13 protein-coding genes and 1 pseudogene are annotated in these 21,648 nt (G+C 48.2%); 5 read left to right on the top strand and 9 right to left on the bottom strand.

All coding sequences use genetic code 11. The features are described 5' to 3' along the window. Positions 1-7 precede the first annotated feature (7 nt). The 7 genes and pseudogenes from CRN95_RS13405 to CRN95_RS13375 form a co-directional block, all read right to left on the bottom strand. Positions 8-838: an alpha/beta hydrolase gene (locus CRN95_RS13405; RefSeq protein ID WP_088630853.1), complete on the bottom strand. Its 831-nt coding sequence runs from the start codon at positions 836-838 to the stop codon at positions 8-10. A gap of 14 nt (positions 839-852) precedes the next feature. Continuing rightward, positions 853-1,494, bottom strand: a complete 642-nt coding sequence (locus CRN95_RS13400) for a DUF1989 domain-containing protein (protein ID WP_073443145.1) — start codon at positions 1,492-1,494, stop codon at positions 853-855. Then, on the bottom strand, positions 1,491-2,147 hold the full coding sequence (locus CRN95_RS13395) for an urea amidolyase associated protein UAAP2 (RefSeq protein WP_073443147.1): 657 nt from the start codon (positions 2,145-2,147) through the stop codon (positions 1,491-1,493). The genes CRN95_RS13400 and CRN95_RS13395 overlap by 4 nt, the downstream gene beginning before the upstream one ends. 10 nt (positions 2,148-2,157) lie before the next feature. Next, positions 2,158-2,874, bottom strand: coding sequence for an urea amidolyase associated protein UAAP1 (locus CRN95_RS13390; protein ID WP_088630852.1), 717 nt, complete (start codon positions 2,872-2,874; stop codon positions 2,158-2,160). Positions 2,875-2,889: 15 nt separating this feature from the next. Next, positions 2,890-3,738 (bottom strand): ABC transporter ATP-binding protein, encoded by an 849-nt coding sequence (locus CRN95_RS13385; protein ID WP_088630851.1) that lies wholly within the window; start codon positions 3,736-3,738, stop codon positions 2,890-2,892. 106 nt (positions 3,739-3,844) lie between these two features. Continuing rightward, a pseudogene (locus CRN95_RS13380) lies at positions 3,845-4,789 on the bottom strand (ABC transporter permease subunit); the annotation flags it as partial. Positions 4,790-4,813: 24 nt separating this feature from the next. Beyond that, positions 4,814-5,794, bottom strand: coding sequence for an ABC transporter substrate-binding protein (locus tag CRN95_RS13375; protein ID WP_088630916.1), 981 nt, complete (start codon positions 5,792-5,794; stop codon positions 4,814-4,816). Between the two features lie 295 nt (positions 5,795-6,089). Here CRN95_RS13375 and CRN95_RS13370 point away from each other — a divergent pair, with 295 nt between their 5' ends. Together CRN95_RS13370 and atzF are read left to right on the top strand one after the other, a co-directional pair. Continuing rightward, entirely contained in the window at positions 6,090-7,088 is a 999-nt protein-coding gene (locus CRN95_RS13370; RefSeq protein ID WP_159462323.1) for an ROK family protein, read from the top strand. 11 nt (positions 7,089-7,099) lie between these two features. Continuing rightward, the gene (gene atzF, locus CRN95_RS13365; protein WP_088630848.1) at positions 7,100-8,857 is read left to right on the top strand and encodes an allophanate hydrolase; all 1,758 of its coding nucleotides are present in this window, start codon (positions 7,100-7,102) and stop codon (positions 8,855-8,857) included. A 4-nt stretch (positions 8,858-8,861) separates the two neighbouring features. Here atzF and CRN95_RS13360 read toward each other — a convergent pair whose 3' ends face one another. After that, positions 8,862-9,128, bottom strand: a complete 267-nt coding sequence (locus CRN95_RS13360) for a hypothetical protein (RefSeq protein ID WP_088630847.1) — start codon at positions 9,126-9,128, stop codon at positions 8,862-8,864. Between the two features lie 57 nt (positions 9,129-9,185). On the opposite strand from CRN95_RS13360, the gene uvrB reads away from it, so the two are divergent. From uvrB to gpmI, 3 genes are all read left to right on the top strand, one after another. Then, positions 9,186-11,474, top strand: coding sequence for an excinuclease ABC subunit UvrB (uvrB, locus tag CRN95_RS13355; RefSeq protein WP_235003053.1), 2,289 nt, complete (start codon positions 9,186-9,188; stop codon positions 11,472-11,474). Between the two features lie 167 nt (positions 11,475-11,641). Continuing rightward, a complete protein-coding gene (locus tag CRN95_RS13350) occupies positions 11,642-12,673 on the top strand; it encodes a hypothetical protein (RefSeq protein WP_088630846.1) in 1,032 nt (343 codons plus the stop codon). 90 nt (positions 12,674-12,763) lie between these two features. Continuing rightward, complete coding sequence (gene gpmI, locus CRN95_RS13345) at positions 12,764-14,398, top strand: 2,3-bisphosphoglycerate-independent phosphoglycerate mutase (protein ID WP_085492200.1); 1,635 nt, start codon at positions 12,764-12,766, stop codon at positions 14,396-14,398. Positions 14,399-14,478: 80 nt separating this feature from the next. On the opposite strand, the gene CRN95_RS13340 is transcribed toward gpmI, so the two are convergent. Then, entirely contained in the window at positions 14,479-21,639 is a 7,161-nt protein-coding gene (locus CRN95_RS13340) for a hypothetical protein (protein WP_141099871.1), read from the bottom strand. Positions 21,640-21,648: the final 9 nt, after the last annotated feature.

Here is a 21,648-nt window from a genome sequence, read left to right as displayed (position 1 = left end):
ATCTCCTTTAGTATTTAATCAATTGTACAAGAAGTTGCGTCAGGGATCCTTCGGGATTTTCAAGTTCCTCGAGGATCGTAAAATGGTTATGGTTCGAAAGCAAATTGAACGAACCAGGAATATCTTCTTCGGCGCGGTGCATCGCAAATTCGGCACTTTGCCTACGAAGTTCCGGAAGTTCATTTGCACCAACAACTACGGCAATCGGCTTTTTGACAAACGGCCTACGGAGCGGACTGTACAAGAGAATCTCATTCTCGGTAAGCTGAAGTTTATCGTTCAAAAAGCATTGCGAAATAGGTTTCAAGTCATAAATACCGCTGATGGCAAGCGCCCCGCATACGCCGGGTTCATCAAGTACGCTTACGGCAAGATGAGCCCCAGCCGACCAGCCCGACACATAAATACGAGAATTGTCAAAGCCAAGGACATCACTATGACAGCGCAAAAAATAGAGGGCATTACGGATACTGGCAACAATCTCACCAATACTTGCGCTCGGAGCAAGCGGGTATCCGACACTAGCCACATCGAATCCTTGAGCAATAGGCCCCTTCGCTAAAAAGCGGAAAGTATCCTTGCAGCGCATTTGCCAATACCCGCCATGAATAAAGATAAAAAGCGGAGCATCTTTCTTACCACAACTAAAGTAATCGATACGTTCCCTAGAATCCATGCCATAATGCAAATTCATGGTATCCTGGAACTGCTTTGAAATTTCTGCGCTACGAGCATTGAAGCCTTCCAAAATTTCAGAACTATTCTTAACAGCACTGGTGTTGTCGTAGGCTTTACCAAGCGATTCCCTAGTGAAGTTTCGATAAACGTAGTTGTCCATAGCGGTATCCCAAATTATTTGTCAAAAACCAAAAGTCGAATTGGAGTCGGATTGTAATCGTTACAAGGATTGTTCAACTGCGAGCAATCCGAAAGCAAGAACAGAACATCCATATCGGCGCGAAGTTCAATGTATTTTCCGGGGCCCGAAATACCATCGGCAAATTCAAGGCGTCCCTTGTCATCCAAGATGACCTTCGTGAAAAAGTTCAAGTTGCAAGTCTGATCGCGCTTGCTCAAGCCATAGTTTTCAAGCGTACGCACAAAAGTATCACGACAGCTGTGCATATAACGAGTCTTATTCGTATAACGCACAACATTACCTTCCGCAGAGCATCCGCTTCCAAGCGTATCGTGTTCTCCGCAAGTATCCGCAATCACTGTAAGCATAGCGTTTCCGCAGTTGCTACGGATAACCGTACCAAGCTCAATCATCGTATTCGCCTGAGCCGTAATGGTGTTGTTCGCATTGTAGCGTTCTGTCGGGTCATTCGCGTTATAAATCTGCACATCGCCAGACTGATTGCCTTCTACGTCAACCAAGCGGAGGATCTGTCCCTTTTTGAGGGGCAGCATGTAACCGTCCCCGGCAAGGACGGTCACATCCGATACCGCATCTTCTACGCAACGCGGGCTTTCAAGAAGCTTCGAATTCATACGGACTCCTTTGAATCCCAAATAATCATCCTTACCGGCGTCGGATCGTAAGCGTTGCAGGGGTTGTTCAGCTGCGGGCAGTTGCTCACAACCGCGAGCACATCCATTTCGGCACGCATTTCCACATACTTTCCCGGCGAAGAAATACCATCAGCAAAGTTGAGGTTTCCCTTTTCGTCAAACGGAACATACATGAAAAAGTTCAAGTTGTTCACCTGATCGCGCTTATCCAGATTCGGTGTTTCGAGCAACACCTTCAAAAACGATTCACGGCAGGCATGCATATAACGCTTGTCGAGCGAATAACGGCAAGTATTACTTTCGCAAGAGCAGGCACTCCCAAGCGTATCGTGGTCGCCACAAGTATCCGCAACAACCGTAAGCATAGCGTTATCATCGTTGGAATAAAGCTTCGTGCCAACACCGACCAAGCAGTTCGCTTGTCTTTGCACCGTCTGCTGAACACTGTAGCGTTCCGACGGGTCGTTCGCATTGATGAACAGCGTATCAACAGCCTGGTTCCCTTTAAGGTCCAAAATGCGGAAAATCTGACCTTTCTTAATCAAATGCAACCACCCCTTTCCGGCAGCCACATCTTCAACATAACAAGCGTCTTCTTCCTTGAGCGTACTTTCCAAATACTTCGTAAACATGATAGACCTCTTACAAGTTGTAGTTTGCCGTGTTGATAAAGCCGCGACCGTTTTCCGGGCACCAGGTAAAGCAAGGATCTTCGGCACCGGCGATATCGCAAGTGATAAGTTCAACCTTCACAGGCTTACGCAAGTATTCCTTGCTCGGATTCAGCGGATGCATACCCGTATCGATAACGATCAAAGTATCCATCTCGGCACGCAGTTCCACATAGTCACCCGGCTTAGAGTTATTCTCTACAAAAGTCATTTTTCCGTCAGAAGTCACCACGACCTTGCTGAAAAAGTTGACGAGTTCCGTAAAGTCTCTCTTGGTCATGCCGTGCTTGCCAATTTCAACAAGCAAAGAGTCGTAACCATTGCGGTAAAAATCGTTGTGGGCGCTCTGATAATCCTTTTCGCCAAAGCGTTCCTTGATCAGCGAGGCATGCGTACAGCCGCAAAGCGGATCGTGCCAGCCCACAGTATCTTCGACAACGCTCAGCAAGATACGGCCCATGTCGCCATAAAGGCAGCAGTTCTTTGCAATTCTGCAAATGTGCTGGATTTTCAGGGTATCGCCCAAGTTAAAGCGTTCCGTAAAATTGTGAGCGTTATAGCACATCAAAGAGGCATTTGCACCACCTTCAATGTCAGTGAGTCGGATTTTCTGGCCGCACTTGACGATTCGAGAGTAGTTCCAGCCACCGGCAATCACTTGTTTGCAAAGGACTTTAGATTCAGACATATTAGCTCCTGTTTTTTAAAGTTGTTTCCCGACCATGTTCACGATGTTGAATTCTTCTTCAGCGATTTCGTTTACCTTGGGCGGGCGAATGAGTTCTTCGATGTATTTGCGTGTTTCGACGAACTCAGGCAAAGTAAGGGTTTCCTTGTTTCTCGGGCGAGGAATGTTGACTTCGACCAATTCCTTGACCTTTCCGGGATTAGCTTGCAAAGTCAAAATGCGGTCCGAAAGGAATACGGCTTCATCAAGATCGTGCGTCACGAAAATGATGGTGATATCGATATTCTTCCAAACTTCAAGCAGATACTTTTGCATCTGCGCTCTCGTCTGTGCATCAAGCGCTCCGAACGGTTCGTCCATCAAGAGAACGCGCGGCTGCGGGGCCAAAGCTCTTGCAATGGCAACTCGCTGCTGCATACCGCCAGAAAGTTGCTTCGGGAAATATTCGCCATACTTTTCAAGTCCAACAATTTCAAGCCACTGTGCAGCAATCTCTTCGGCATCATCGCTATCGTGCCCTGTAGATTCCAGCCCGAACATGACATTCTTCTTTACGGAAAGCCACGGGAAAAGCGAATACTTCTGAAAGACCATTCCTCTTTCGGCACCAGTACCACGAACAATCTTTCCATCAAGCCTGAACTCTCCACGAGTTGCTGTTTCGAGCCCTGCCGCAATGCGGATAAGCGTTGACTTTCCACAACCAGAAGGGCCAATGATCGAAAGGAACTCGCGACGACGCACGCCAAAAGAAATATCATCCAAAACACGATGCATCCCTTTTCCAGAAGTCTTTTCGAAATCCTTGACAATATGGCAGGCTTCCAAAATGTAATCTTCGAAACAATCCTTACGGCCTTCCATGATACTTCTCCTTGAGCGCCTTTTCTTCAGGTGTGAGGCAGAACGTGAAAACATTATCCTTTGGAGCAAGAATTTCTCTCTTGATCTTGGAGCTGACACCCACACGGCCACCTTCCCAGGCAAAGAAATCTCGGCCGAGGAAGTTGAGGATCATATCGCAACCAAGACCAATGACGCCCAAGATAATGATGGCGGCATAGACATTGTCAAAGTTACGGTACTTCGCCTGCTGATTGATAAACCAGGTAATGCCAGAACTTGTTCCCACCACTTCTGCGACAATGAGGTAAGTCCAAGCCCAACCCAAAAGAATGCGCATATCCTTGTACATCTTCGGAGCGATATCGGGCAATACAACCTTGAACATAATACGCATCGGCGATGTTCCCAAAGTACGGGCCGCTTCGATGAGAGTCGAATCTACGCGACGTGTCGTGGCGCACAGCATCGGAACTTGCTGAAAGAATGTACCGATGATGATAATCGCAATCTTAGGAGCATCATTGATGCCGAGGATGGCAACCGCCAAAGCTCCAAACACAGGCGCCGGGAAATACCGGAAAAATTCGATAAACGGACCTGTCAGCTTTTCAAAGAACGGGACAGCGCCACACGCAACACCTAGAGGTACGCCAATCAAGCTCGAAAGCAAAAACGCAAGGAACACAATCTTGATTGAATGCAGAATACTTTCGTAAAACCAGACATCACCATCGCGCTTCGGCTCGGTCATAAAAGCCGTGATAAGTGCTTTTGCGACCTTGTGCGGTGCCGGAAGGTAAGCGGGGTTCACGCGGATTCCCGTCATGGGCCTTTCATTAGCCTCAAGGAGATTCCGGTTCTCTTCTTCAAAGTTACTGCGTTCAATTTCGTCACCCGGTTGGCAAAACATGCTTCCGCCGGCATCGACGACCTTGACGAGCGGGTGGTATACAAAGGGGACGTAACTCACCACGCTCCAGATGGCAAGGGGAATGATGAACGAGAGCACAGTCAGCACAGTCGTCCACTTTTTCCCAACATGCTTTTGAATTCCAATCGGGTTTACCATGATTATTCCACTTTTAAAGGTTCGTTATTTCGTCTTGAGGAAGGTTTCCGTAAACGAAGGGATGATATAGCGGTCGACATTCACGCTTTTGTCGTAGACCTTGTTCTTGACAAAGAAGGCGTCGACATTTTTGCTGGAGCCATAAATGGAGCTGTAGCCACTACCCTTCTTGAATCGTGCGGACGCTTCTTCTGCCGTTAAGAATCGAGTTCCGCCCATAAATGTGGCATATTTCTTTTCAGAAATACCTACTCGGGCCGCAAGGATCTTGACCGCTTCATCCTTATTTTTCGGGTCGTTCAAGAAGTCAATGACATCGTACCAAGCGGCAACAACCTTCTGCCATTCAGCCTTGTTTTTCATCAGCGATTCCTGAGAGACTGCGAGGACATCGTAGATGATTCCGGGTTCATTTGCGCTGGTATAAATCTCTTTAGATCCTTTAACGACTTCGAGAGCATTTACAGAATGCGGAACCCAGGCAACAACAGCGGAAACTTCGCCACTTTCAAGAGTCTGCACGGCTTGATGCGTCGGCATGTTGACTAAAGTAATATCAGATTCCTTGAGTCCATTTTTCGTCAACGCATTAATCAAAAGCGCATGAGAAAGGCACCCAATTTCGACACCGACTTTTTTGCCCTTGAGATCCTTAACAGAGTTGATTCCCGGAGCACCAATAATCTTGTCGTTACCATTACTGTAATCGTTAATCAAGATAATCGAGTTACGGGCGCCCGTAGCGTTCATCATCATCGCATCGCCATTAGCCACACCAACGGCATCGACCTGCTTAGCAGCAAACGCGTCCATAGACGGGCCATAATCAAACCATTCCAGTTTAACATTGGCATCATGCTTTTTAAAGAAACCTTTCTTGTCGGCAATTTCCCAAGCCGTCCAACCCGGCCAATCACTGTAGGCGATTTTCAGCACAGGCTTTTGAGCATATACAGAAGCGGCAGCAACGGCAATGCATGTCAGAAGAATCTTTTTCAAATTCATGTTTTCCTCACTTTTTGGATTTCTTTTCACAACACCAATAGCAAACGGTGTGCCAAAACTTTCAAACTGCCGTTTTTTCATCAAAATCGCCATTTTTCAGGAACTTATGGTTTTTGTAACAGTTCTGTAGCACCACACTTTGTAAAAGACTTTTAAAAAGTATAGGGGTATTTCACAGAATGTAAAACCCCATTTTTATGCAAATAAACAAATTTTTAACCTATTCAAAAAATTTTTCAAAAAAACTTTTTTAATGTCTTTACAAAAGTACCAAACCGTCATTATATTTTTAACCATGAAACAAACTAACACGACAGCCGATTTAAAGCAACATAACAAGCAAGCCATAAAAAAGGCACTATTTACTTTGGGCTCCGCAACCAAGGCTGAGCTCGCTCAAGAAACTGGATTGAGCGTTGTCACATGCGGCACCATTTTAAACGAATTAATAGTATCCGGCGAAATCGCCGAAGACGAACAAAGAATTTCTAGCGGTGGCCGCCCCGCAATGGCCTACCAGTACAACCACGAAAAAGGGAAAACCCTTTGCCTATTCGCCCACGCCGACCACGAAGGAAAATTCTTGCGTTACCGCGTTCAAGATACCGCCGGGAACATCAAGCAAAACGGAGCCTTTAGGGAAAAGAATCTGTCAGCAGAAGTCATCATTGCAAACATCCGAAAAATCTTGAAAAAGGAATCAGGCATAGGCGTCCTCGTCATCGGAGTGCAAGGTTGCGTCAACAACGGAATAATTGAATTCTGCGATATCAAGGAACTTCGCGGAATCAACCTCGCCGAAAGAATCGAAGAGGCCGTCAAAATTCCGACCATCGTAGAAAACGACATGAACACGATTGCGCTAGGCTACTCCAAAGCAAACAGCGACGAGAAGAATGTCGCCCTGCTGTTCTTCCCCAAGGGAAACACGCCTGCCGGAGGCTTTATCGTCGATGGTAAAATTTTGCGAGGGACTTCAAATTTGGCTGGAGAACTTTCGTACTACCCGTTCAATTTCAACAAGAACAGTCAAAACGCCGCATTCAGCGACATTGAATACGCTTCTCCCATTGTCAACCAACTGGTTGTCGCCGCCACCGTATTTTTGGACCCCGCGCAGATTGTCATTACCGGCGGACTCGCCAACGAAATAAGCGAACAAGCCATCCTTCAACATCTGCGGAAACATTTGAATCGTTTGCAGTTGCCACGAATCATCATCAAGCCCAATACCGAAAACGAATATTTCGCAGGACTCTACAGCCTTGCAATGGATCGCCTACTGGAATCCTAAAAGGAGGTTTTATGGAACTTAGAATTTCAACTCTGCTAAACGCTTACCGTAACGGAACAACAACTCCGCGCACGGTCATCGAGAACATCCTTAAAGAAATGGACAAAGCGCCATCGCAGATTTGGATCAGCCGACTTTCTCGAGAATCTCTCGAAAAATACTTGGAACCGCTCGAAAACTGCAAAACCATTCCTGCGGACAAGCCTTTATTCGGCATCCCTTTCGCCATCAAGGACAACATTGATTTCGAAGGTCTAGAAAGCACCTCAGCCTGCCCCGCTTACGCTTACAAGCCGCAAAAATCTTCGTTCGTCGTAAACCGCCTCATCGCAGCAGGCGCCATACCGCTTGGTAAAACGAACATGGACCAGTTCGCTACAGGGCTTGTCGGCGTACGCAGTCCTTACGGTTCCATCCCGAACAAGTTCGCACCCGAATACATCTCTGGCGGAAGCAGCAGCGGTTCTGCCGCAGCGCTCGCTTACGGATTATGCAGTTTTTCTCTCGGTACAGATACCGCAGGCTCTGGGCGCGTTCCCGCCGCCTTCAACAAACTGGTTGGCGTAAAGCCGACTCGAGGCTTGCTCAGCACAAGCGGAGTCATTCCGGCCTGCCGAAGCCTTGATTGCGTAAGCATTTTTGCACTCGACACAAAAGACGCTCAAACAGTATTGAACATTGCACAAGGCGAAGATAGCGAAGACCCATATTCCCGCGAAGCACCTTGGGTTCACGCCGAAGCCAATCGCGCACGCCTCCCTGAAAAATGGACTTTCGGTGTTCCGGACAAATTGGAATTTTTTGGAAACGAAGGTTACCGCAAAGCTTTCGAAAAGACTGTACAAGCATTCGAAAATGCAGGCGGCACCAAGGTCATTATTCCATTCGAACCATTCCTCAAGGCAGCGAAGCTCCTTTACGAAGGCCCGTGGGTATTCGAGCGCTACAACGCCGTAGGGAAATTCATCGAAGAACACTCGGACGAAATTCATCCGGTCACAAAATCAATTATCACGCCCAAGCGTACCCCGCACCCTTCTGAAGTTTTCGAAGGGTTCCACTCGCTGCAAGCCTACAAGAAAATTGCAGACAAGCTTATTTCATCCGTAGACTTTTTGCTCACGCCCACCGCAGGGACAATTTACAAGACCGCCGATGTCGAAAAGAATCCTATCGAGCTGAACTCGAATTTAGGGTACTACACCAACTACATGAATTTGCTGGATTATTCCGCATTGGCAATTCCCTCCGAAGACGCCGACAACGAAAGCGGGAACGCACCAAGTCTCCCATTTGGCGTCACCCTTGTCGGCAAAGCATTCGACGACTACAAACTGCTCGACGCCGCTAAGAAAGTAGAAGGTTATCTCGCCTCAAAAATTCCGTTGGCCGTTTGCGGAGCGCACCTCAAAGGATGTCCTCTTCACGAAGAACTTTCCCGCGCCGTTTTCATCGAAGCCACCGAAACTGCACCCGAGTACAAGATGCTCGCCTTGAACGGCCCGATTCCAAAGCCAACCCTTATTGCAGCATCCAATGGCGAAGGCAAAAGCTTCTACATTGAAATCTACGGACTTTCTGCAGAAGATTTTGGCAAGTTCGTCAAGCGAGTTCCTGCACCGCTCTCGATAGGGAAAGTAAAAACCATTGACGGAAGATTTATTTCGGGATTCGTAGCCGACAGTTCCGTCCTCGAACTGTACCGAGCGGGCAAGGCGAAAGACATCTCGGAATACGGAGATTGGAGAAAATACAGAAATTCTCTTTAGATTTCTACAAATAGCTCTTGAACTTCGGCGCAGGTGCTTCGGCGGGCTTTTTCTTGGGCACGTAGATTTTTACGGCGTACACGTTAAAGTCCGTCTCCGCCAAAATATCGCCTTCTTGCAAGTCTTCGTATACATCGATTTCAATTTCGACGCCATCGCGTGCGATGCAGCGGATTGAACGCGCCGTCAGTTCCTCGCGCAAAAGAGGAACGTCAACGACCTTCTTGTAAGTGCCGTGATGAGTCGTACCAAGAATTCGATTGCAAAGCATGAACCGAAATATAGAAATTTCGAAGCAAGACTTCACTGGATCCTTCGACTTCGGGCTATGCCCTTCGCTCAGGATGACAACCTCAATTTTACTTACTATTTTTCGTCTGATATCATGGCTCGCGCACGTAAGACTATTACTCCTGATCCGTATGCAAAACCGATAGCGAAACCGCTACCGCCTTCCAAGAGCTTGCCCGGAAAACTCAAGCAGTTCCAGGCGCCCACGCGTGCGGATTTCGACCTCGTAAGTCCTTACGGCGCCGCAGGTGACCAGCCCAAAGCCATTGAAGAATTGACCGAGGGTTTCAAGAACGGCGAACAGTTCCAGACGCTTCTCGGCGTGACCGGTTCCGGCAAGACGTTCACGATGGCCAATGTCATCAAGAATGTCGGAAAGCCGACGCTCATCCTCACGCATAACAAGACACTCGCCGCCCAGCTCTATCAAGAATTCAAGTCGTTCTTCCCGAACAACGCGGTGGAATACTTCGTCAGCTATTACGATTACTTCCAGCCCGAAGCTTACATCCCGCACACGGACACGTTCATTGAAAAAGACGCAAGCATCAACGACGAAATCGACAAGCTCCGCCTGCGCGCCACAGCCAATCTCCTCACCCGCCGCGACGTCATCATCGTCGCTTCCGTGAGCTGCATTTACGGCCTCGGCAGCCCTAGCGAATACTTCGACTTGATGGTCCGTATCAAGAAGGGCGACATTTACGACCGCGACAAGATTCTGCGTGACCTTGTCCACATCCAGTATTCACGCAACGACTTTAGCCTCGACCGCGGCACATTCCGCGTCCGCGGTGACGTGATCGAAGTCCACCCGAGCTACGACGAAGATGGACTACGCATCGAACTTTTCGGTGACGAAGTCGACCGCCTTTACCGCTTTAACATCGTCACGGGCGAAGTTATCAAGGAAGTCGAAGAACTCACCATCGCCCCCGCGAAGCACTTTGTCACCAAAGAAGAAAACCGCGCGGGTATGTTGCAGCGCATCCAGATGGAACTCACCGACCGACTTGCCGAACTCGACAAAGAAGGCAAAGTTCTTGAATCAGCTCGCCTTTCGAGCCGCACCCGCTACGATATGGAAATGCTCCGAGAAACCGGCATGTGCAACGGCATCGAAAACTACTCGCGCATCATCGAAGACCGTGCTCCGGGCACACGCCCATTCACACTCATCGACTACTTTGGCGATGACTGGCTTTTGATGATTGACGAATCGCACGTGAGCATCCCGCAAGTGGGCGGTATGGCCGAAGGCGACAAGTCCCGCAAGACCACGCTCGTGCAATACGGTTTCCGCCTCCCCTGCGCTCTCGACAACCGCCCGATGAACTTCGCCGAATTCGAGTACATGTACCCGAAGCAAGTGCTTTTTGTGAGCGCCACCCCCGGTGACTACGAACTCAAAAAGACGAACGGCGTTGTCACGGAACAGATCAACCGTCCGACCGGGCTTTTGGACCCGAAAATCGAACTGTTCCCGATCCAGGGCCAAATGGACGTGCTCCTGTACCGCATCGAAGAAGTCGTCAAAAACGGCGACCGCGTGCTCGTCACGACGCTCACCAAGAAGATGGCACAGGACCTCACGGAATTTTTCATCGAAGCAGGCGTCCGCGCGAAGTACCTCCATAGCGACATCAAGACGCTCGAACGCCACGAGCTCATCCGCGGACTGCGTAGCGGCGAATACGACGTGCTCGTGGGCATCAACCTCCTGCGCGAAGGCCTCGACCTCCCCGAAGTGAGCATGGTCGCGATTCTCGACGCCGACAAGGAAGGGTTCCTCCGCAACTACAGAAGCCTCATTCAAACGATGGGCCGTGCAAGCCGCAACGTGAACGGCACAGTGCTTCTGTTCGCAGACAATATGACTGAAAGTCTGCAAAAGGCTATCGACGAGACGAACCGCCGCCGCGGTCTCCAGGAAGAATTCAACAAGGAACACGGAATCACGCCAAAGTCCGTGACCCGCAAGATTGAAGAAGACCTGCGAATCATCGACCCGCTGGGCATCAACGAAGAAGTGGACGAGCGTCATCCTGAGCAAAGCGAAGGATCCAGTTACGATTCCAGTAACAATTCCAGCGAAGACTTCACCCCGGGCATACGTCCGATGAAACCGTTGCAGCCTTCACGCTTCAGGAAGACAGCCTCCAAGAAGGCAGCCGCCGGTAACCGTCATCCTGAGCAACGCGAAGGATCCAGTAAAGTCCAGTCCAAGCTCGCCGACCTGGAACGTCAAATGAAAGAAGCGGCAGCCCGCCTCGACTTCGAAGAAGCCGCCCGAATCCGCGATATTATACGCTCTCTCGACGCTTAGTGTATAATTTTGTTTACAGATTTATTATAATATTCGTCACACTCTATACCGCGCTTATTACGCCATGTAATTTTATTTTTGTATTATTATAAAAAGTTAAATACTTGGTGCTTTTTGCCCAAATTTTGTTTATTTTCACTTTAAGATTACATAGAAAGGGTATTAAAATGAATTCAAAGTTCGTCACACCTCTTATTTTCACTTCCGCTCTCGCTATTGGAGCTTTAAGTTTTGTCGCCTGCGGAGGCGATGAGGGCAGCGATTTTTCGACAAAGCCAGAAAACCCGACACCTTCTAGCGCTTATGTTCCGCCAGAGCCGACACCGCAAACATCCATTCATTTTGCAAACATGGCGGCAAGCGTCGTTTCCAACAAGGTTAAGTTCAAGGGTGACATCACCCTCGACTTGTTTGACTCTACCGCTATTGATGATCCTAGCTTGGTTCGCTTCACCGATCTCCAGGTCACTATTGTCAACAGCCAGAATGTTCCGACCGGCAACTACACCTTCGGTAACCCGATTGATTTCAACGCCAATCGCGTGACAGCAATCAACTTCCAGGAAGCTGACCTCTACTCGAACCTCACTGAAGGCTACACGGAATGCGGCAATTTCTCTCTCATGATTACGGCAACCGCTTCCGATGGAATCTTGAAGTCGGTATCCAACTACACCATTCCGTTCACACGTAGCGAAGAATTCTGCAAGGAACCGGAAAGCTCTTCTTCCAGCGCTCCGAAGATTCCGGGCGGCGCCCTCGACACCGTCTCTGTTAAGGTCAGCACAAAGACCGATAAGTGCTTGGACATTGCAACAGGCATTGCTTCTAGCAGCCCCACGGGTGACATCTGCTTCAACAGAATCGCCGCAGGCAAGGTTTCTGTCTCCAGTACAACTGGCCTCTTGTTCACCAAGTACGACAACCAAAACGACGCTGAAAAGAAGAACGACTGGATGCGTGACTGGTACCCGACAAACCCGACAACGGATGACTTCCAGTATGTGGAATCTACCCTCGTAGAAACCTATCCGGACATTCTGTACGAAAGCGACGTGTTCTTTGTCGCTATCAACCCGAATGTTTACAAGTCTAACACGGGTTCTGCAGCAGGCTTCTATGCGTTCATCGTCAATGACACGCCGAGCCCGGATGGCAACGATGTAACCTTCACGTTGCTCATTTACAGAGCTAAGTAGTCTTCTAAAACAGAAACTCTTTAAAAGGACCTCCCCTGTGGAGGTCTTTTTTTTCTAAATTTGCCTCCGTAACATTTAAATGGAGTAAATATGCTCAAGAAACTTTCCAACTTCCCTGGCATCAAGGGACCCGTTGTCACGATCGTGATGGACGGTTTTGGTATCACCGATAAGGTCGAAGGCAACGCCATCAAGGCCGCCCGCACCCCGACTCTCGACAACCTCTTCAAGATGTACCCGAACGTCCTCTTGAAGGCCCACGGTCGCGCCGTCGGTATGCCGACCAACGAAGACATGGGTAACTCCGAAGTTGGCCACAACGCTATCGGTGCTGGCCAGGTTTACAACCAGGGTGCAGCCCTCGTTGCAGACGCCATCAACAGCGGCGACATCTTCGGCCGCGACGCTTGGAAGGAAATCTCCGGCAACGTTCGTGAAAAGAACACGGTTCTTCACTTCATCGGCCTCTTCAGCGACGGTAACGTTCACTCCAATATCGCTCACCTCAAGGCCATGGTTGCCCAGGCCAAGAAGGAAGGCGTCAAGAAGGTTCGCGTTCACATCCTCCTCGACGGTCGTGACGTTCCGGAAACTTCCGCTCTCGATTACGTTGGCCCGTTCGAAAAGTTCCTCGACGAACTCCGCTCTCCGGAATTCGACGTCTGCATTGCTAGCGGCGGTGGCCGTATGCAGATCACCATGGACCGTTACAACGCTAACTGGAAGATGGTGGAACTCGGCTGGAAGACCCACGTGCTCGGCGAAGGCCGCTACTTCGACAACGCTACGCAGGCTATCGAAACCCTCCGTGGCGAAACCAAGGCTATTGACCAGGACCTCCCGCCGTTCGTGATCGCTAAGGACGGCGCTCCGGTTGGCACCATCAACGATGGCGACTCCGTGGTGTTCTTCAACTTCCGTGGCGACCGCGCTATCGAAATCACGCGCGCCTTCGAAGAAGAATCCTTCAACGAATTTGACCGCAAGCGCTTCCCGCACGTCTGCTACGCTGGCATGCTCCAGTACGACGGCGACCTCAAGCTCCCGAACCGCTTCCTCGTTCCGCCTCCGGCAATCAAGGAAACCAGCGGCGAATGGCTTTCCGAAACGGGCGTCAAGCAGTTCGCTTGCTCCGAAACACAGAAGTACGGCCACGTCACTTACTTCTGGAATGGTAACCGTTCCAGCAAGTTCGACGGCGAAACCTACCTCGAAATCGAATCTGACGTTGTTCCGTTCGAACAGCGCCCGTGGATGAAGGCTGCCGAAATCACCGACGCCATGATCGAAGCTTTGAAGAGCGGCAAGTACCAGACTCTCCGCTGCAACTTCCCGAACGGCGACATGGTGGGCCACACCGGTTCCTTCCGCGCTGCTACGATGGCTATCGAAGCTGTGGATATCGGCCTCGCCCGTTTGCTCCCGGTGATTGACGCCCTCGGTGGTGTTGCAATCATCACGGCTGACCACGGTAACGCCGACGAAATGTACGAAATCGACAAGAAGACCGGCATGCCGAAGGTCAACAAGGATGGTTCCTTCAAGGCCAAGACGAGCCACACGCTCAACAAGGTGCCGTGCATCCTTTACGATAACGTCACTGGCGGCAAGCTCGGCCTCAAGGAAGGCGACTGGGGTCTTTCCAACATCGCAGCAACGACGGCCAACCTCCTCGGCCTCGAAAAGCACGAAGCTTGGGACGATTCCATGTTGATTATCAAGTAATGAGCTTGCGGACAAGCGCCGCGAACCATTAAAAAAGGAACCCTTTGGGGTTCCTTTTTTGCATTGTTCTATTCGCTAACTTACCAACTAATACCACATTTCAAATCGCTCGGAGCATCATCCTTAACAATGAGCGTGTAATCAGCATTGCCTTCAAGCTCACAGTTGCTATAGCTTCGATCATTGTTTCCATTAATCGTGATATTACAACCATTTACCGATGCCACGGTTCTTGCATATGATGCCGTTTGAGAAACAGAGCAGTTCAACCGATTTCCGTTATCAAAAGCAGCCACATACACACTATTTGAACCTGGTTCAAAGCTTTGGAAGTTCCCAGTTAGCTTTGTACCAACACCTACATAATTCGGGTCATAATAACATTCCGAAAGGTAGATATTGCCATTAATCGTGCAGTTTTCAGGAACATCCAAAGTTACAGTAGAACGTGCCGGAATGACATCATCGAAGTACACGCCACAATCAAGCGTCTTTCCGTTAATCGTAAACGTATGCGACAAGCCATCCGAGCAAGAACATGCCTGAGACTGGATTTGAGCCTTGCTACATTGCTTAACCGTTTTAATTTCATTGCAACCAGCAACAAATCTATCACTTATGCTAATATTACTGTTGCTGAAAGGCATTTTACGCACTACCGAGCGGCATCCAGAATTTGCATAGCCGACTTCGAACAAGCATGACTTCGAGGAATTCATGGCATCCGTCACCGTCAAACGATATTGCTTTGTGCCGCCAGAGCTAGCGCCCTTAAACGAAATAGCGCCACCATCATAATTGGATCCCGTACCATTCACAACGCTGATGTAATCCGCGCCAGATGTCGAATTCTGCATTTCGACACTGTACGAGCAATCCGAATTGCACCCTGTCACGGAATGCGGCTGAATCGTAATCGTTTCTCCAGGCTCGACATCCGTCTGCTTGGCAATTTCACAATCCAGTTCAAACTGAGACGCCCTTTCAACAGTCACATCGCAAGTCTTGCTATCAAGACCTTCATGGCTTAAGGTAAACGTGTATTCCTTACTGCTGCTCACATAAGATTCCGTTACCGTAAGGGTTCCCGATGTATAATTACTTGCCGGAGAAACAGAAGCCCCGCCAGAGACACTCCACGAGCAGCCACCATTTTCGCACCCCGTAACCGTCGGCGTCATTTCAAAAGTCTTATCATAGCCATTCACCGAGACAATCGAGGGGCAGGTCAATTCAAGTTCACTTTGCGGCGTAGATTGCATATAAGTCACAAGGCATCTACCGTTCCCTGTAGCGCCACCATTCAAAGTAAGCGAGATTGTATTTTGACCATTCGAGAACGGAACCGCAGACAAATCCACACTGATTTCAGAGGACGTTTCATCAACAAACGACTGGACCGTCCTATAGCGGTTACCGTTATAATCCAGCAAATCAATTTCACCCGACCATGTAAGCCCCTGGAGAATATCCACCTTGGCTGTAAACATCTTGGTATCCGGATTAAAATCACATGAGGCTTTCGCCTTGCTAGCCGTTTCTTCTACCGTAAATTTGCAATCACGGTTTTCTTTACCACCCGCAACAACGGTAAACGAATACTCTTTTGCATTCAACATATTTAACGGCGTATTCAAATCGGTAAAGGTGTACGTTTCCGTCTTGTCGCCCTCTTTTTGCGTATTCCCGCGAGCAATGACACTCCCTTCAAAACTGATAGTGTAATCACAGCCATCTTCGGGACAATTGGTAAATGAAAGATTCAAAGACGGAACACCAGCGCCCTGCTTGACCGTTTTCTTACTTTCGGCAATATCGCAACCCACTTCAATCGGTATGATTTTGTACGGATCGCACTTCAGCGTTTCCATTTCTTCATCGGCGCCAGAACCTTTGTAAGCCTTGACCGTAAATTCATAACTCAGCACATCTTCTTTAGAATACAGCCCTTCTTCCTTGAAACGGAACGTCTTGGGGCAACCTTCGGCCGGCCCGACAGCTTCCGCGTCAGATACGAGAGGCTTTTCAACGGAGCAACGATCTGCATTTTTCACATCCGCAGTAATTTCCCAATGCTTATTGTCGTACTGCACCTTGCAAGATCCAATGCTCAGCGAATTCGGGCAACTGCTCTTCAGCTGGTTGATTTCGATAGAACTTCCGTCAACCACCTTTACATTTACACTCATGACATGCTGCGGGTCAAAGCCATCCTCGTTAGAAATGGAGTTCACATCTATAGACAAAGTTCCATCCATAGCGGTTGTATAGAACGAAGACTGGATTTTATTCTTATCCGTAAAGGAGATGCGCAAGTTATGGCTATTGGGGTTGTTAAGCCCCACCAAAAGTTTGGATTTACGGACATTCACGCCCTCGTTGCCAGAGACCTCAAAACTACAGCTATCCGTGCAGAATACAGGTTCTTCGCTATTCAGGAAATCAAAGTTTTTCGAGCACATCAAAATATCGCCAACGTAGAACTCGCCGCAAGATTGCGTCTGGAGCAACGAAGAAGCGACATTCACTTTGACATCGGGCGGGCACTCTAGCGCCACCTTAGCATCCATGGCAAAGCCACCCCAACTCGATTCCGGGTCTTCAAAATAATAGCCATGCTTGCCTTCGGTTTTAAAGCGGTAATAAGGATCGTTCACCTCGGTGCCCTTATCCCAATACATGCCGAGTCGTTCTCCGCCCGCACAAGCATAGAGCTGATACAGTTTTTCCCAGTTATAAAGCGGGTTTGTCGGAGACGGCATCGAGGTGACAGCGTTGTCACAGCCATTGTAATAATACTTGACGTGGCATTTTTTGTACTTGTTCATCGTAAATGAACTGAAGCCGACCCAAGGTTTCACATTTTCATCTTGCGGAACAATTCCACCGAGGTAATTTGTCTTAAACGAGCAGACAAGTCTCGGGCGGTCCCAGCAAGCATTATCGCCATAAGCCGTACTCGACCACGAAATATCGTAAAGCTTAAAGTCCTTATTCGAAAGCTTGAAACCGGCATGACCATGGTGGATATCATTCAACAGAAGGTTCGATCCAAACAATTCATTCAAATCAAACGAGTATCCCGATGAAGAAGCATTTGCTGAATTGCCGTTCAACTGCAAATTCACCGAAACGATATTGCCCTGAATATTCATCACAAGGCCAATCTTTGAGAGGTTGGTAAAGCCACCCGATTCCGAGACATCCCAATCCGTCGTGGAGAGGAATTTTTCAACACAGGCATCATCAGAAGCCGTCTGCCCATTCACATAGCAAAGCATCACATAGACATACGGCGAGTATGCACCGCCCGCATGCTTTCCGTAAACGCTCAAGGAATAGTATTCCGAAGCGTCCTCATTCGCCCTAAAGATAAATCCCGAGTTAGCCATGTTTTTCACAGTCGTATTCACATCAATAATCTCCGTCGAGAAAATAGAGGTAAGCGTACCGTTGCTACCGTTATCTTTAGTATTGAGAATCACGCTCTGAGAACCGTTCGGCACATCCGAAGACGTTTCAGCTGCTGCATTGGCGGTGATGTAATTGTTCGAAATCGAAGGGACCAAGCGTTCGCCCGATTTAGTTGTCGTGCATACGCGCTTTCTGCATTGCAGGCGGCACGCATTGTCATCCGAAGAGCAATGGCAAGAGGAATAATCCCATTGGCAATTCGAAGTGGCATTTCTGTTATCGTAAACCATCACCCAGTCCGGATTCGAAGCCGCATCAGCCCCCACCCAGTGCATGGATTCCGAAATTTTGCAAGACATACCCGGCTGAGGGTTGGTATAGCACACATCAATGCAGCGCGGGAAATCCTCACTTTCACTACAGAAAGCAACAAAGCCCTTGTTGTTTGCATCCGGCGCAAAATCTTCGTAGAAGCAGTGTTCATCACGGTCATTGAAATACGCCACAACAGAATAATCACTCGATGCAAGAATCGTCAGCAAGGAATCCTGGGCGGCAGCAACGCTCGGTTCCGAAGTGAAACGAGAGAAGCGGTCAGAGCCCTTCGCAATCGCCCTTAGCTGATAATAATAACCGGCATAAATCGGGTAATCGCAAATTTCGCCATTTTTACAAGTGTACTTCTTGACATATTCATCCGAATCCTTCGCCTTGTTATACACTTCAATCACATCGCTAGATTCCTCGGCACCTTTAAATTCAATGTGCAAATTATACGTACGGCGCTGTACAGACGCATAGAGGTATTCCGTTTCGCTCTTGGCAGAAGAAATGCTCGTATTCGGCGGAATCACGACTTCGCAGAAGTTGTCATTAAAGTTATCCGCTTTTTTCAAGACTACAGGAGTCGTGATATAAATACTGCAGAACCACTTGTTATTGAGCTCATCCATCTTACAGCCAACGCCATCAGCGGTGACCCACTGCGTACCTTCTTTTGTCAAAGATCCGCATTCCGGAGTCTGAATTTTCTTGTACAAGTCTCCGCCCTGCTTGCAAGATTCATCGTCCTTATGCTCAGCCAGTTCGCAATATTCACGGACATCTTTACGGATAAGCGTAAACGAACCTTCAGCCGTCACAGTCGTAGAATTGGAATCCGCATTGATGACGCAGTTTTCACAAGGATCAACCAACTGGAAATAAACAGAGCCCGTTCCCGACGCCGTTTCTTTCATCGTTACATCAAAAGCCAGTTTATCGCCATTGAAGGGCATTGAGTAAACCTTGGAACCATCGGTATTCTCTTTCTTTAACGTTCCACCAGTAACCACCCATTCATCAGGAGCCTTCGATTGGAAAACATCAACAGTCGCAGGCTTCGCTTTCGAAGCCTTCAGATTTACATGGACTGTACCACCCTTAGTAATTTCAATCGATTTCTTTTCAAACTTCACAACAGGTTCATCACCAGAAGAGCCGCTAACGACAACATAAAATCCCATTTTTTCATAGTTGTTACTTGTGTATTGGCAACTATAGACATCTTGCGGGAGAACCGAAGCGTACAGCTTGAATTTTTCGACCGCCGGGAGTCCCATCGGGCTACACGTGACATTGTTCGGATTCTTGCGTTCATTGGCGCCATTCAAGTTCACCACATTGTAATAGTCCGAAAGGCGACCTTTAGCATCTTTGGGCAAATAGATGATTCGCGGCAAAATAAGAATAGACGGTTTTACGTTTTCATCACCATTCCCGTACGATTCATTGTTTTTATATTCAGATTCCATCGTAATCTTCAACTGAGATGCCACAGAGACATACACCGTATCGCTCACATCAGAACTTCCCGATGTCGAAGTAGCGCCACTGGACTTATTCGCAAGCCTTTCAAATTCTTCGTTACCGATAATGAGCCCTGCAGCCTGCACAGCCTGAACAACTTCCGCCTTATACTTCAAGTGGTTCTTGCCTTGGTATTTTCGCAGAGTAGAGCCGTTGTCCATAATGACACAGCCCTCGAGCTTCAACTCCTTCATTTCTTCAATGTCACCTCTAGAATAAATAAAGAAGTTCTGTTTAAAACCTTCCATACCGCGAAGCATTCCTGAACCTTCTTTCAAATACAGCAACACCACGGAATTATCAGTTGTCGAGGGCAAAATCAATTCATGGCCATTAGCCAATTTTTGAGGAGCGTAAAAAACAAACTTTCCGTCTAAAGCAATCGTCGGGTCCACCTTTTCGGAGGAATGCCATTCCAAAATCAAGAAACCATTATATAGTTCATTTTCACCCGCATCTTTATAGCACTTGTTTATCTTTTCGATATTTTCATTATTCAAGTTAAACGTTGTGCCCAAATGACAAAAAGCATTTTGCGTTTTTGTCGTCCACGTATCTTCATTATTCAACAAAATCGGCACAGGGACTTCGCCATCAGAGCCAATAAGCCCTTGATATTCATACATCTTTCTCAACTTGTTCCAATAATTATCGCCAATATTTCTCAATAGCGGGTCTGATTCACTCCACCTAGACACCTTGCGATTTTCTATACCTTTGGCCGCGTTAAACGAGAAATAGCGTCTGTTCCCACGGTCCCTCGCTTTTGCCTGTTCAGCGGTCGTACCTTCAACAAAGACACCATATTTCTTCGGGTTGTTGTTATTCCCCTGCTCCCTCAAAATAGTATTGGCAGTCGTATAGCTCATGACTTTACCCGTCAAGTCAATCGCATAGCCACCATTTTCATCTTTTCGACCATCCATCGTCGGCGGAAGAACCAAATTATTTGTAACCTTAAACGTTGATACTGTTCCGCCACCAGTACTGTTAAAATAGTTGAGTTCGTTCTTTGTCCAACTGGCATTATCCGTAAAGACCATGTTCTTTTTTACACCAATACCTTTTGAAATATCGCCAGTACCGCGTTCCATGTGCCCATTGACGGTAAAGTTTCCCCCGACCTTTATATCACAATTCACCGGCACACTTCCACCTACATAAAGGTCGCCACATACTGCAATGACGTTACCTTCGCACGTGGTTATAGAGCCACCGATATAGACGACAAGCGTATCGGCATCAGGCGTTTTGCAATTGGCGTAATCGTTGGAATGCGGGTCCATTTCAAGATTTCCGAAAAAAAGCCCTCCCCTATTTTCAAAGTTTCCACCGACATACAGGTCCCCTCCCATGTTCGTTGTTCCCTGAAACGAGAAATTACCCGTCACCAGGAGCGGTTTCGAAATTACAGGAACGTTGTTCTGATGTCCAAAATCGCCATTGATAATAGCCGATTCCAGCGAGTCATCGCCCGTAATACCCGTGGTCTTGCCAAAGAACGCTCGGTCAAACGAAATACTCACTTTTTTCTCGGGAACCTTGACTTGGTAAAGCCCCGAAATTTTCATAATCGCGACTTCACTATGTTTGGAGCCATTCCTCGATTCACCTGTCGAAAGGATTTTCACCACATACGGCGAGCTTTCCGTTTCGGCACCGACAAGCCACACGTCAAAATTTTGATTTGCACTTTCGATATTATTGCCGAGCACATTATTCAAGTGGATAGGCTTATTGCCATTGCCCTTGAACTGGCGAATAATGGCACCCGTCTCGTTTCCGTGATACGTCATCCACGAACGAGCGGCAGTAATCCCCGCCACCGCCGCCTGGCGCGCTTCATTACGCATCATGCGGGCCGCACTTGAATGACCTTCGGAATTAAGCCATTTGAACGTAGCCGTTGCAGCAATTGTCGCAACGAGCATAAACATCAAAACCGTTATAAGGGATACACCCTTCTTACCACACATCATATCACACCC

This window comes from Fibrobacter sp. UWB16 (genome assembly GCF_900215325.1).
Lineage (GTDB): Bacteria > Fibrobacterota > Fibrobacteria > Fibrobacterales > Fibrobacteraceae > Fibrobacter.
The sequence above is the reverse complement of the archived record's forward strand: the minus strand, read 5'-3'. Positions and strand labels throughout refer to the sequence as shown.

What these genes read in the sequence shown, in the direction of transcription:
- CRN95_RS13390 (WP_088630852.1), bottom strand. Translation starts at nt 2,874, where the DNA reads ATGTCTGAATCTAAAGTCCTTTGCAAACAAGTGATTGCCGGTGGCTGG.
- CRN95_RS13340 (WP_141099871.1), bottom strand. Translation starts at nt 21,639, where the DNA reads ATGATGTGTGGTAAGAAGGGTGTATCCCTTATAACGGTTTTGATGTTT.
- CRN95_RS13375 (WP_088630916.1), bottom strand. Translation starts at nt 5,794, where the DNA reads ATGAATTTGAAAAAGATTCTTCTGACATGCATTGCCGTTGCTGCCGCT.
- CRN95_RS13400 (WP_073443145.1), bottom strand. Translation starts at nt 1,494, where the DNA reads ATGAATTCGAAGCTTCTTGAAAGCCCGCGTTGCGTAGAAGATGCGGTA.
- CRN95_RS13370 (WP_159462323.1), top strand. Translation starts at nt 6,090, where the DNA reads ATGAAACAAACTAACACGACAGCCGATTTAAAGCAACATAACAAGCAA.
- uvrB (WP_235003053.1), top strand. Translation starts at nt 9,186, where the DNA reads ATGCCCTTCGCTCAGGATGACAACCTCAATTTTACTTACTATTTTTCG.
- gpmI (WP_085492200.1), top strand. Translation starts at nt 12,764, where the DNA reads ATGCTCAAGAAACTTTCCAACTTCCCTGGCATCAAGGGACCCGTTGTC.
- CRN95_RS13405 (WP_088630853.1), bottom strand. Translation starts at nt 838, where the DNA reads ATGGACAACTACGTTTATCGAAACTTCACTAGGGAATCGCTTGGTAAA.
- CRN95_RS13385 (WP_088630851.1), bottom strand. Translation starts at nt 3,738, where the DNA reads ATGGAAGGCCGTAAGGATTGTTTCGAAGATTACATTTTGGAAGCCTGC.
- CRN95_RS13350 (WP_088630846.1), top strand. Translation starts at nt 11,642, where the DNA reads ATGAATTCAAAGTTCGTCACACCTCTTATTTTCACTTCCGCTCTCGCT.
- CRN95_RS13360 (WP_088630847.1), bottom strand. Translation starts at nt 9,128, where the DNA reads ATGCTTTGCAATCGAATTCTTGGTACGACTCATCACGGCACTTACAAG.
- atzF (WP_088630848.1), top strand. Translation starts at nt 7,100, where the DNA reads ATGGAACTTAGAATTTCAACTCTGCTAAACGCTTACCGTAACGGAACA.
- CRN95_RS13395 (WP_073443147.1), bottom strand. Translation starts at nt 2,147, where the DNA reads ATGTTTACGAAGTATTTGGAAAGTACGCTCAAGGAAGAAGACGCTTGT.